6 protein-coding genes and 1 pseudogene are annotated in these 12174 nt (G+C 68.4%); 4 read left to right on the top strand and 3 right to left on the bottom strand.

Features of this window, described 5'->3' with window-relative positions; translation table 11 throughout:
* The 3 genes and pseudogenes from ATE62_RS10140 to ATE62_RS10130 form a co-directional block, all read right to left on the bottom strand.
* A pseudogene (locus ATE62_RS10140) lies at positions 1–806 on the bottom strand (thioredoxin domain-containing protein); the annotation flags it as partial.
* Between the two features lie 56 nt (positions 807–862).
* A complete protein-coding gene (locus ATE62_RS10135) occupies positions 863–2266 on the bottom strand; it encodes a M48 family metalloprotease (RefSeq protein ID WP_058808790.1) in 1404 nt (467 codons plus the stop codon).
* A 126-nt stretch (positions 2267–2392) separates the two neighbouring features.
* Positions 2393–5023, bottom strand: a complete 2631-nt coding sequence (locus tag ATE62_RS10130; RefSeq protein ID WP_197411703.1) for an Rne/Rng family ribonuclease — start codon at positions 5021–5023, stop codon at positions 2393–2395.
* A gap of 612 nt (positions 5024–5635) precedes the next feature.
* On the opposite strand from ATE62_RS10130, the gene ATE62_RS10125 reads away from it, so the two are divergent.
* From ATE62_RS10125 to ATE62_RS10110, 4 genes are all read left to right on the top strand, one after another.
* A complete protein-coding gene (locus ATE62_RS10125; RefSeq protein WP_058808791.1) occupies positions 5636–6898 on the top strand; it encodes an N-acetylmuramoyl-L-alanine amidase in 1263 nt (420 codons plus the stop codon).
* Positions 6899–6954: 56 nt separating this feature from the next.
* Positions 6955–8208 carry a D-arabinono-1,4-lactone oxidase gene (locus ATE62_RS10120; protein ID WP_058808792.1) on the top strand — a complete coding sequence of 418 codons (1254 nt, stop codon included), beginning with the start codon at positions 6955–6957 and terminating at the stop codon, positions 8206–8208.
* Complete coding sequence (locus tag ATE62_RS10115; protein WP_058808793.1) at positions 8205–9341, top strand: DSD1 family PLP-dependent enzyme; 1137 nt, start codon at positions 8205–8207, stop codon at positions 9339–9341. Before ATE62_RS10120 ends, ATE62_RS10115 begins: the two co-directional genes overlap by 4 nt.
* A 250-nt stretch (positions 9342–9591) precedes the next feature.
* Positions 9592–12108, top strand: coding sequence for a penicillin-binding protein 1A (locus tag ATE62_RS10110; protein ID WP_058808794.1), 2517 nt, complete (start codon positions 9592–9594; stop codon positions 12106–12108).
* Positions 12109–12174: the final 66 nt, after the last annotated feature.

The following is a 12174-nucleotide window of genomic DNA, read 5'->3' as shown; positions in this document are numbered from 1 at the left end:
GCGCCCGACCTGCCGCTCTTCGCCGCCGCCGGCTTGGGCGCGGCGAGTTCGATGCCCGGCTCGCCGGCGAAGAGCGGCAGGTCGGGCGCAGCGGGCTGGGTCGTCGCGGCGCTCGCCGCCGCTTCGGCTTCCTCGCGCGCGAGCAATTGTTCGAGCCCCGAGGGCGGCGGCGCGGCCTCCTCGCGCGGGGCGGGGCGCAGTTTGGTCGCGGCCTCGCCCAGGCTTTCCTTGCCCGCCTTCGCGGCCTGGCCCAGCGCGTCGCCGGCTTTGCCTGCAACCTCGCCCAGCCCACGCTGCGCGCCGCTCGACAATTTGCCGACCTTTTCGCCGAGCGCCATCTTGTCCCAGGCCTTCGCGCTCGCCGCCGCTGCGGCGGCGCTGCCGCGCGCCGTGCCGCGCCCGGCGGCCTTCGCGGCGCGCGCGGCCCCCTCGGCGGCGCGCCCGGCGAGTTCGCGCGAGCGGCGCGGGATTTCCATCGCCTCGACGCGCGCGGGGATGTCGGCGCGCTCGCCGACGCGGATCGTCCATTCGGCAAAGGCGCTGCTGCCGGTGCGAACCGCTTTCCACAGCCCGCTCGCCCCGGCCTTCAGCCGCTCCGTGTCGACTGCGGGCGGCCTCGGCACACGCTCCTCGGCGGGGTAGCGCGACACGTCGAGGCCGACGGGCGGCACCTCGCGCGGCTTGGCGAGGCCGCCGTCGGAGCCGGCGTCGGGCGCGCCGCGCGGCGGTTCGGCCGGCGCGGGCGCCGTCGGCGGCGGCGCGTCGCGCAGCCACGGCTGGTAATAATCGTCTTTTCTATCCGTCACTTGTCGCCCTTGTGCATCGCCTGTGCGACGCATTCCCCAATTCGCTTTGCCCGAATCTAGCGCCGTTTGCGCTCGCGTTCCACCTCGGCGCGCGCGACCAGCGAAATATCCTGTGCACGAATCCAGTCGGGCGACCCTTCGGGCAGGCCCTGCATCGCCAGGTCGGCGTTACGCAGCGCGAGCATCGCCTGTCCACCCTCGAGGCTGTAGCGTTCGGCCGAGGCGAGCGCGGCGCGCGCCTGATCGCCCTTGTTCGCATAGACGATGCCGAGCTGGTACCAGGCGAAGGGGTTCTGGTTGTCGAGCGCGACCGCGGTCTTGAGTACCTCCTCGGCCTCGGCGAAATTGCCGGGTTCCTCGGTGGCGATCAGCGCGTGGCCAAGCGTGCCCGCGATCAGCGGCTGCGAACGCGAGCCCGCGACGGCCTTGCGCAGCGGCGCGATCGCTTCCTTGGGGCGCCCCGATTCGAGCAGAACCTGGCCTTCGAGTTCGAGGAAATAGGGATCGTTGGGGTCGGCCTTGAGCAGCCCCTCGACCTCGGCGAGCGCCTTTTGCGGATAGGCGCTCTTGTGCCACGCATAGGCGCGGGCGTAGCGCGCCGGGATGCTGGTGTTGCTTTCGGGGAATTTGCGCAGCGTCCGCTCGGGCTCGGCGATATAGCCCTCGAGCTTGGCCTTCACGCGCTGGAAGCGGGCCTCGATCGCGGGGTCGGCGGGTTTCTCCCAGGCGGGATCGACCATATAGACTTCGCGCAGCGCCTGGATGCGGTCGCCCGACAGTGGGTGGGTGCGGCCATAGGCCTGGTCGTCGTCCTGCTTCACCGCATAGCGGAATTCGATATTCTGCAGCCGCTTGAAGAAGGCGAGGCTGCCGCGGCCGCTGATCCCGGCTTTCGACAGATATTGCGCGCCCGCGGCGTCGGCGGTCGATTCCTGGACGCGGCTGAAGGCGAGGAACTTGCCGAGCGCGGCCTGCTGCCCCGCCATCATGACGCCCATGCCCGCCTCGCCCGCGCCGGCCGCGATCGCCGCGGCGCCGAGCAGCAGGCTCAACAGCGAGATGCCCGTCGCCGTCTTCGCGCCGTCGTTCACGCGGATCGCGTGGCCGCCCATCACATGGCCGAGCTCGTGCGCGAGCACGCCCTGCACTTCCTCGGCGCTGCCCGCGGCCTCGATCAGGCCCGAAAAGACATAGATATCCTGGCTACCCGCGACGAAGGCGTTGATGCTGCGCTCGCCGAGCAGGTGGACGCGGACCTGTCCCGGCTGGAGCCCCGCGGCGACGAGCAGCGGGTCCATCATGTCCTGGAGCAGGGCCTCGGTTTCGGCGTCGCGCAGGATCGACTGCGCGGCCACCGGACGCACCGCGACCGCGAGGAGGACGGCGACCGTCACCAGCAGCCGGACGAGTGCACGCCAAGCGTCGGCGCGCCAGATGCGCTGCGGTACGGAAAAATTCATGGGATCGTCCTCGCGCCGGGCGCCTGAACCGCAACTGAAGCCATGGAGGCCTTGTGGGGTTCGGGGCGCCCGGACGCAAGGGCGATCACGACGATATGACCGGTCGCCGCCGATCAATAGCCGCGATCAGTTGCCGAAGGTGCGCTGCCACCAGCCGCGGCGCGGTTCGCCGTCGGAAGCTTCCTCGCCCTCCGCGGCGACCGTTTCGCCGGCCTCGGCCACGTCCGACGCGGTCGCCGCTTCCTCGGCAGCGGCGGCAGCCGCGGCCTTGGTCTTGCGCGGCGCGCGCTTCTTCGGTGCGGGCTTGGCGGCTTCGGCTTCGGCTTCGGCTTCGGCCTCGACCACCGGCTCGGCCTCGACCGGAGCTTCGGCGGCGGCGGCTTCCTCGGCGGCGATCTGCGCCTTGGTCCGGCGCGGCTTGCGCTTCGGCTTTTCCTCGGCGGCGGGCGCTGCCTCGGCGGCCGGCTCTGGAGCCGTTTCGGCAACAGGCGCCTCGGCCTCGGCCTCGGCTTCCACGGCTTCGGCCTCGACGGCCTCGTCCTTTGCCTTGCGGCCGCGTCCGCCACGGCGGCGGCGGGGCTTGGCTTCGGCTTCGGCTTCCGCCTCGGTTTCCACCGCTTCGGCGGGTGTTTCCTCGGTCACCGCTTCGTCGTCGCTTGCTTCGGGCTCGTCGTCGTTCGCGGCTTCGCCTTCGCCGGCTTCGCTGCCTTCCTCGTCGCGGCGGCCGCGGCGGCCGCGGCGGCGGCGGCGGCGGCGCTTGCGCCCGTCGCCTTCGCCTTCCTCGCCGTCACGCTCGCGCTGGCGTTCGTGCGGACGCTCGGTTTCTTCTTCTTCGGCCTCGGCTTCTTCTTCCTCTTCGAAGAATTCCTCTTCCTCTTCTTCCTCGATCTCGACGATCGGGGCGAAGCTGCGGCGGGCGACGGGCGGCGGGCCGCCGACCTCGATCGCCATGCGCGCGCCCTCGGTCTCGCCGTCGGGCAGGATTTCGACGCTGACGCCGTAGAGTTCCTCGATTTCGCGCAGCTCGCGGCGCTTTTCGTTGAGGAGGTAGAAGGTCGCTTCCTGGCTCGCGCGCAGGATGATCTTGCTGCCCTTGCCGCGCGCGGCTTCCTCTTCGATCATGCGCAGTGCGCTGAGCCCCGCCGACGACGCGGTGCGGACGAGGCCGGTGCCTTCGCAATGCGGGCAGGGGCGCGTCGAGGCTTCGAGCACGCCGGTGCGCAGCCGCTGGCGGCTCATCTCCATGAGGCCGAAGCCCGAGATGCGGCCGATCTGGATGCGCGCACGGTCGTTCTTGAGTGCGTCCTTCATCGCGCGCTCGACCTTGCGGACGTTCGAGCCATGATCCATGTCGATGAAGTCGATCACGATCAGCCCCGCCATGTCGCGCAGGCGCAGCTGGCGTGCGATCTCGTGCGCGGCTTCGAGGTTGGTGTTGAGCGCGGTCTGCTCGATATTATGCTCGCGGGTCGACCGGCCCGAGTTGATGTCGATCGACACCAGAGCCTCGGTCGGGTTGATCACGAGGTAGCCGCCCGACTTCAGCTGGACGACGGGATTGAGCATCCCCGCCAGCTGGTCCTCGACGCCGTAGCGCTGGTAGAGCGAGACCGGGTCGGCATATTGCTTCACGCGCCGCGCGTGGCTCGGCATCAGCAATTTCATGAACTGCTTCGCGGCCTTATAGCCCTCGTCGCCCTCGACGAGCACTTCCTCGATATCCTTGTGATAGATGTCGCGGATCGCGCGCTTCACCAGGTCGCTGTCCGAATGGATCAGCGCCGGGGCGCTCGAGCCCAAGGTATTCTCGCGAATCTCGTCCCAGACGCGCGCGAGATAGTCGAAGTCGCGCTTGATCTCGACCTTGGTGCGGCTCATCCCCGCGGTGCGCACGATGCAGCCCATCGTCGGCGGCAGGTTGAGCTCGTCGATCATCGCCTTCAGCTTGCGGCGATCGGCGCCGTTCGAAATCTTGCGGCTGATCCCGCCGCCGTGCATCGTGTTCGGCATCAGCACGCAATAGCGGCCGGCGAGCGACAGATAGGTGGTGAGCGCGGCGCCCTTGTTGCCGCGTTCTTCCTTGACGACCTGGACCAGCATCACCTGGCGGCGGCGGATGACGTCCTGGATCTTGTAACGGCGGCGGAGCGACATGCGGCTCTCGCCGTCCTCTTCGTCGTCGCGACGGCGCCCGCGACCGCGGCCCTTGCGGCCGTCGCGCCCGCGCCCGCGCCCCTTGCGGTCGCCGCGGCCGTCCTTGGATTCTTCGGCGCCCTCTTCGGCTTCGCCATTGTCGTCGGCGTCGCCCGGCTCGTCGTCGCCATGGTCCTCGTCACCCTCGGGCTCCTCGCCGACGGTTTCGGGCTGCGGCGCGTCGCCATTTTCGTCCTCGTCGGGGCGCTCGACCTCGGCGACGTCGCCTTCCAGCTCGTCGAGATCCTCTTCGGCGCGCATCGCCGCGGCGGCGGCATGCTCGGCCTCTTCGCGGAGCAGGGCTTCGCGGTCTTCCTTGGGAATCTGGTAATAGTCGGGATGGATTTCGCTGAACGCGAGGAAACCGTGGCGATTGCCGCCATATTCGACGAACGCCGCCTGCAGCGACGGTTCGACGCGGGTAACCTTGGCCAGATAGATATTGCCCTTGAGCTGCTTGTGCTCGGCGGACTCGAAATCAAACTCCTCGATGCGGTTTCCCTTGGTGACGGCGACACGGGTTTCTTCCCGATGCCGCGCGTCGATCAACATGCGCGTGGTCATTATTATCACTCCAGGCGCGCGATGGCGCGCCAACAAAAAAGGCCGCGGCCCTCCACGAAGGAGGACTGCGGTCGATAGGGTTCAAAGAAAAAAAGACGTTATTGCCTGATGCGGCCCGCGTCCGGTTCTGGACGCGCATGCGGTCTTCCGTCGCGGCAGCGGACGCAAAAGCGCCGGCGTCGCGATCGAAAGAGGGCATGGCAAGCCTCATGCGGCATCAACCTGTTGCGGGATGCCCGAAGCTGCGAATCGACCAGATGTCCGATCTTCTTTCGCTGCCCCGCGCATCCGGGGTGGGCCGACGGCAGGTCGCCATGCCTGTTCTGCCGGGCACCGGGGGAGCGATGCCGTCCGATCCGGACGGGCGCAGTCCCCGCATAAGGCCCGACGGTTCAGGCGATGACACCGTCAGCGTGGGCGGTGCTAGCATCGGTGGTCGCCAACGGCAACCGCCCGCCCCAAAAAATGGTGCCGGGACAAGGCCTCGGCAAGGGGGGCGGGCCGCGCGCGGGCGAATCGTGCTGAATTGCCGGTTAACCCTTCCGCTTCACCGCGACTTGACGGGGCATGCCTAATGACCGGTTCATCGTGATGACCCGCAGGTGGCCTTGGATGTTTTCGGATAAAGACTGGACCAGCCGCCGTCGCTCGCGGCATAAACGCGCCGTGCTGCTCCTCCCGCTCTTTCTTTCGACGCTGCTCGCGACGCCCGCGGTGCTCGCCGGCAATATCGGCGCGATCGAGATCGGCGAGGGCGAGGTGACCGTGCGTTTCGACGATCTCGTCGCGGGCGCCTCTACCTTGCTGCTCGCGGGTCCCGACCGCATCGCGCTCGACATTTCGGGGGCCGAGGCGGGGCATTCGCCGCAGGGCGCGGGGCTGGTGCGCGCCGTGCGCCAGGGCCAGCAGGGCCCGGGCACCGCGCGTGTCGTGCTCGACCTCGACCGCCCGGCGCTGGTATCGAACGCGCGCTTCGCCGCCGACGGGCGCAGCCTGAGCTTCAGGCTCGATCCGGTATCGGCCGAGGAATTCCGCCGCGCCTCGCGTGGCCCCCGCCTCGAACTCCAGCCGCCGGCGCAGTTTCGCGCCAAGCGCCCCGAAAAACGCTATTCGGTGACCGTCCCGATCGGCAAACCCAAGCCCGCGGTCGCGCTGCCCCGGATCGAAGGGCCCGACAACCCGCGCCTGCCGCTCGTCGTCATCGACGCGGGCCACGGCGGGCACGATCCGGGAGCGATCAGCCCGCACAGCGGCAAGCGTGAGAAGGACATCACGCTGGCGCTGGCGCGTGCGATCCGCGACGATCTGATCGCGTCGGGGCGCGTCCGTGTCGCGCTGACGCGCGGCGACGACCGCTATCTGGTGCTCGAGGAACGCTATGGCATCGCGCGGCGGCTGAAGGCCGACCTCTTCATCTCGGTCCACGCCGATGCTGCCGAGAACCAGCAGGCGAGCGGCGCATCGATCTACACGCTATCGGAAGTCGCTTCCGACCGCGAGGCGGCACGGCTCGCGGCGCGCGAGAACAAGGCGAACATCATCAACGGCGTCGACCTCGGGGCGCACAGCAGCGATGTGTCGTCGATCCTGCTCGACCTGACGCAGCGCGAGACGATGAATGTCGCGTCCGACTTCGCCCGCCTGCTCCAGCGCGAGGCGTCGGGCAACGTCAAATTCCGCACCACCGCGCATCGCTTCGCGTCCTTCGTGGTGCTGAAGGCGCCCGACACGCCGTCGGTGCTCTTCGAAACCGGCTTTATCTCGAACGAAAGCGACGCCGACTTCCTCGCCTCGGCCGAGGGACAGAAAAAGGTTGCGCGCGGGGTGCGCCAGGCGGTGCAGATCCACTTCGCGCGGCAGATCGCCTCGAACTAATCCTTGACCAGCGTGTTCCGCGCCGACAGCTTCGCGCCGGTCGAAGGGAGAGCGCGATGGGCTGGAGCAATTGGTCGGGCAGCGTCGCCGCGCCCGTCGCTGTCACCCGCCCCGTAAGCGAGGACGAACTCGCCGATCTCGTCCGCAAGGCCGGCAAGGTGCGTGCGACCGGTGCCGGTCACAGCTTCATGCCGCTTTGCGAATCGGACGAACTGATCCTCGGCCTCGACTTGCTCCCCGGCGAAATCACGGTCGCGCCCGACCGCCAAACCGCGCGTATCCCCGCGGGCTGGAGCATCAAGCGGCTCACCGCGGCGCTCTGGGAGGAGGGGGTGGCGCTCGCCAACCAAGGCGACGTCAACCCGCAGTCGCTCGCCGGTGCAATGGCGACGGGGACGCACGGCACCGGGGTCGACCTCGGCAGCTTGGCAACGATGGCGCGCGGTTTCCGCCTGATCGGCGCCGACGGCGAGGCGCGCTGGTGCAACGCACGGGCCGAGCCCGACCTCTACCAGGCACAGCGGCTGTCGCTCGGGATGTTCGGGATCGCGACCGAGATCGAGGTCGCGGTTGTGCCGGCCTTTCACTTGGCGGAGCGCATCGAGAAGCGCCGCTGGGACGAAATCCGCGAAAGCTATGACGAACTCGCGGCGCAGCATCGCCATATCGAATTCTGGTTCTTCCCGCACGCCGATCAGGTGATCCTGAAGACGCTCGACCTTTGCGATCCCTGCGACCCCCCGCCGAGCACGACCGATATGGAGGAGACGGCGTTCCGCCGCGTTTTGGACATCGCAGCGAAGCTGCCCTTCCTGACCCCCATCCTCCAGCGCGGGATGATGAAGACCGATATGAACGGTCGCCGCCGCGGACCGGCGCATGCGATCTTTCCCTCGGATCGCACGATCCGTTTCGAGGAAATGGAATATGAAGTGCCGCGCGCCGCGGGGCTCGACACGCTGGCGGAGGTCGTCGGCTGGATCCGCAAGAAGCGGCTGCCGGTGACCTTCCCTTTCGAATATCGCACCGTCGCTGCCGACGACCTTTGGATGAGCCCGATGAACGCCGGGCCGGTCGCGGCGATCTCGATGCACCAATATGCGAAGATGCCGTGGCAGACCGTCTTTGCCGACGCCGAGACGATCTTCCGCGCCAACGGCGGCCGCCCGCACTGGGCCAAGCGCCACACGCTGAGCCGGGACGACGTCGATGCGCTCTACCCGATGGCCGAAAATTATCGCAGCGTTCGCCGTGCGGCCGACCCGGGCGGCAAATTCCTCAACCCGCATCTGGAAGCCTTGTTCTCATGACCGACGATCTGACGCTCCACGCCCATCTGGTCGGCCGGCAGGGGAGCCGCGCCGACCTCAACACGCCGGTGCTGGTGCTCGATGGCGATGCGCTCGATCGCAATATCGCGGCGATGGCGGGGCTCGCGGCGTCGCATGGTGTGGGCCTCCGCCCGCACGCCAAGACGCACAAGAGCGTCGATATCGCCAGGCGCCAACTCGCGGCGGGCGCTTCGGGCGTCTGCTGCGCCAAGATCGGCGAGGCCGAGGTGCTCGCCGAGGGCGGCGTGACCGGCATCCTCATCACCTCGCCCGTCGCCGCACCGCGCGCGATCGAGCGGCTCGCGGCGCTCGCGGGCACGGCCGAGGGGCTGATGGCGGTGGTCGACCATACGGCAGTCGCGGCGCGGATCGACGCGGCGCTCGACGTCTCGCTGGATGTGATCATCGATATCGACCCCGGCATCGCGCGCACCGGCGTCGCCTCGGCGCAAGCGGCGGTGGCGCTCGCCGAAGCGATCGCCGGCCTCCCGAACCTCAACTATCGCGGCGTGCAATTTTACTGCGGCCGGCAGCAGCATATCGAGGCTTACGCCGATCGCCGCGCCGCGATCGAGGAGCGGACCGCCTATCTGCAGACCGTGATCGCCGCACTGACCGCCGCCGGCCACGCACCCGAGATCGTCACCGGATCGGGCACCGGCACCCACCGCATCGACCTCGATCTCGGCGTCTTTACCGAGCTGCAGGCGGGCTCTTATGTCTTCATGGACAAGCAATATCTCGACTGCGATTTGACCGGCGACGCTACGGTGCCCTTCGAAACCTCGCTCGGCGTCGACGCCCGCATCGTCAGCGCCAACCACAGCGGCCTCGTCACCATCGATGCCGGCTATAAGTCGCTGTCGACCGACGGCGGCGTCGCGGTCGTGCGGCGCGGGGCGCCCGAGAGCGCCTTCTTCGCCTTCATGGGCGACGAGCATGCCGCGCTGATTTCGCCCGGCATCGGCGAAACGCTCGCCCCCGGCGATCCGGTGACGCTCACGGTGCCCCACTGCGACCCCACGGTGAACCTCTACGACCATTATCATGTCGTCGAGGGCGAGACGCTCGTCGCGATCTGGCCGGTCAGCGCGAGAGGCCGCGCCCGGTAAGAAAGAGATTTCGCGCAAAGACGCAAAGACACGAAGACACGAAGAAGGGACGGGGCCGACAGGCCCCATTCTCTCCATTCGGAGCGACAAGGCGCTGCGTCCGGCGGAGAAAGCCGCTTCGCGGCAATCACGGCCCCTTCGTGTCTTTGCGTCTTTGCGCGAAACCCTTCCAGCACCGACAGTTGGTCACCAGCGCTCCACCGCAACCATGCTTCCCTTTCGCGGGCGCACGCTTTAGAGGCGGGAGCCTATGGCCGCCGAGACCACGTCCCACTTCCGCTATCGTCTGCGCCGCGACAGCAATGCCGTCGCGAGCTGGTTCCGTTCGATGTGGACGCGCCGCTGGTTCCGCTGGCTCGGTTATCTTGCGCTGACCGGCCTCGTCGGCCTGTTCCTGATCTGGCTGATCTTCGCGCGCGACCTGCCGTCGGTCGAGCAATTGCGCGATTACGAGCCGCCGCTGCCGACGATGGTTCGCGATGCCGAGGGCAAGCCGGTGCACAGCTATGCGCGCGAACGCCGCGTCCAGCTGGAATATAGCGAATATCCGCAGCTCCTGGTGCGCAGCTTCCTCGCGGCCGAGGACAAGACTTTCTTCAGCCACGGCGGCATCGACTATCCGGGCATCGCGACCGCGATCGTCACCAACCTGACCAGCAGCGGCCGCCCGGTCGGCGCCTCGACGATCACCCAGCAGGTCGCGAAGAACCTGCTGCTCACCAACGAGCTCAGCTATCGCCGCAAGGTGCGCGAGGCGATCCTCGCGATGCGCATCGAAGACGCGCTGACCAAGGAACAGATCCTCGAACTCTATCTCAACGAAATCCCGCTCGGGCGCCGCAGCTTCGGGGTGCAGGCCGCGAGCCGCGCCTATTTCGACAAGGACGTCGACCAGCTCCAGCTCCACGAAATGGCCTTCCTCGCGATCCTGCCCAAGGCGCCCGAGAAATATGGCCGCGCGCGCAACGAGGCCGAAGCGCTGGCGCGGCGCAATTTCGTGCTCGGGTCGATGGAGCAGAACGGTTGGATCACCGCCGCGCAGCGCGATGCCGCGCGCGCGATGCCGCTCGGCCTCACCAGCAGCGGCAACACCGCGATCGCGCAGGTCGGCGGCTATTATATGGAAGAGGTGCGCCGCCAGCTGATCGCCCAGTTCGGCGAGACCGCCGAGGACGGCCCGCACAGCGCCTATGCCGGCGGCCTCTGGGTACGCACGCCCTATGACGGCAAGATGCAGGCCGCGGCAACGACCGCGCTGCGCAAAGGCCTGCTCCGCTACGACGCGGGCAAGGGCTGGTCGGGGCCGATCGCGACGATCGAGGCCGACGACCAGTGGCAGAGCCGCCTCGCGTCGAGCTTCATCGGCATCGACTACGACGGCTGGCGCATCGCCGCGGTGCTGTCGAAGAACGCCGGCGAGGCGCGCATCGGCTTCGCCAACGGCGACACCGGCCGGCTCCCTGCCGGCGCCGCGATGCAGGGTTATCGCAAGACCGGCGGCAGCGCCTTCTCGGCGATGCGCCCGGGCGACCTGATCGCGGTCAAGGCGACCGGCGGCGGCAGCTATGCCCTTCGTAATATCCCCGAGGTGTCGGGCGGCTTCATCGCCGAGAGCCCGCATTCGGGCCGCATCTTCGCGATGCAGGGCGGTTTCGACGTCCGCCTCTCACCCTTCAACCGCGCGACGCAGGCCGAGCGCCAGCCGGGCTCGACGATCAAGCCCTTCGTCTATGCCGCCGCGCTCGACAATGGCATGACGCCCGCGACGATGATCGTCGACGGCAGCTTCTGCGTCTATCAGGGTGCGCGTTTCGGCAACAAATGTTTCCGCAACTTCGGCGGCGCGGGCGGCAGCGGCGAGCATACGATGCGCTGGGGCCTCGAACAGTCGCGCAACCTGATGACGGTGCGCGCGGCAAGCCAGGTGGGCATGGAGCCGGTGGTCGACACGATCCGCACCATGGGCATCGGCGAGCACGAACCCTATCTGTCGACAGCGCTCGGCGCGGGTTCGACGACGGTCGAGAAGATCACCAATGCCTATGCGATGCTCGCCAACCACGGCCGCGAATTGAAGCCGCGGGTGATCGACTATGTCCAGGATCGCCGCGGCAAGGTGATCTTCCCGGTCAACTGGAAACCCTGCGTCGGCTGCAACAAGAAGGATTGGGACGGGCGCCCGATGCCGCGCTTCGCCAAGTCGGGCAAACAGCTGATGGATCCGCTCACCGCCTATCAGGTCGTCCATATGCTCGAAGGTGTCGTCCAGCGCGGCACCGCGGTGCGGCTGCGCGACCTCGGCGTGCCGATCTTCGGCAAGACGGGGACGACCTCGGGTCCGAACGACGTCTGGTTCGTCGGCGGCACCCCCGACGTCGTCGCGGGCATGTATATCGGTTTCGACCAGCCGCGCTCGATGGGCGGCTATGCGCAGGGCGGCAGCCTCGCGGCGCCGATCTTCAAGGATTTCGCGCTCGTCGGGCTCGACGACCGCCAGCCGATCCCCTTCTCGGCCCCAAAGGGCATCCGCATGGTGCGCATCGACCGCCAGTCGGGCCGCCGCGTCTATGGCAGCTGGCCGGGCACCGACCCCAAGGCGTCGATCATCTGGGAGGCGTTCAAGCCCGAAAGCGAGCCCAGGCGGACGATCCGCGAGGCCGAGATCAAGCCCGCCAAGGCCGCGACGCGCCAGGACGCGCCGGTGCAACAGGGCAATGGCCGCCGCAGCGACAGCGACTTCCTCGAGGATCGCGGCGGCATCATCTGACGGTTCGCGAGTTTCTTTCCCTTCGGCCCGACAGGCCGTAAGGGCGTGATCGACATTTTTTCAGGA

It is taken from the genome of Sphingopyxis sp. HIX (assembly GCF_001468285.1).
GTDB lineage: Bacteria > Pseudomonadota > Alphaproteobacteria > Sphingomonadales > Sphingomonadaceae > Sphingopyxis.
The sequence above is the reverse complement of the archived record's forward strand: the minus strand, read 5'-3'. Positions and strand labels throughout refer to the sequence as shown.

Coding starts and splice junctions, on each gene's coding strand:
- ATE62_RS10135 (WP_058808790.1), bottom strand. CDS start 2,266: ATGAATTTTTCCGTACCGCAGCGCATCTGGCGCGCCGACGCTTGGCGT.
- ATE62_RS10130 (WP_197411703.1), bottom strand. CDS start 5,023: ATGACCACGCGCATGTTGATCGACGCGCGGCATCGGGAAGAAACCCGT.
- ATE62_RS10125 (WP_058808791.1), top strand. CDS start 5,636: ATGTTTTCGGATAAAGACTGGACCAGCCGCCGTCGCTCGCGGCATAAA.
- ATE62_RS10120 (WP_058808792.1), top strand. CDS start 6,955: ATGGGCTGGAGCAATTGGTCGGGCAGCGTCGCCGCGCCCGTCGCTGTC.
- ATE62_RS10115 (WP_058808793.1), top strand. CDS start 8,205: ATGACCGACGATCTGACGCTCCACGCCCATCTGGTCGGCCGGCAGGGG.
- ATE62_RS10110 (WP_058808794.1), top strand. CDS start 9,592: ATGGCCGCCGAGACCACGTCCCACTTCCGCTATCGTCTGCGCCGCGAC.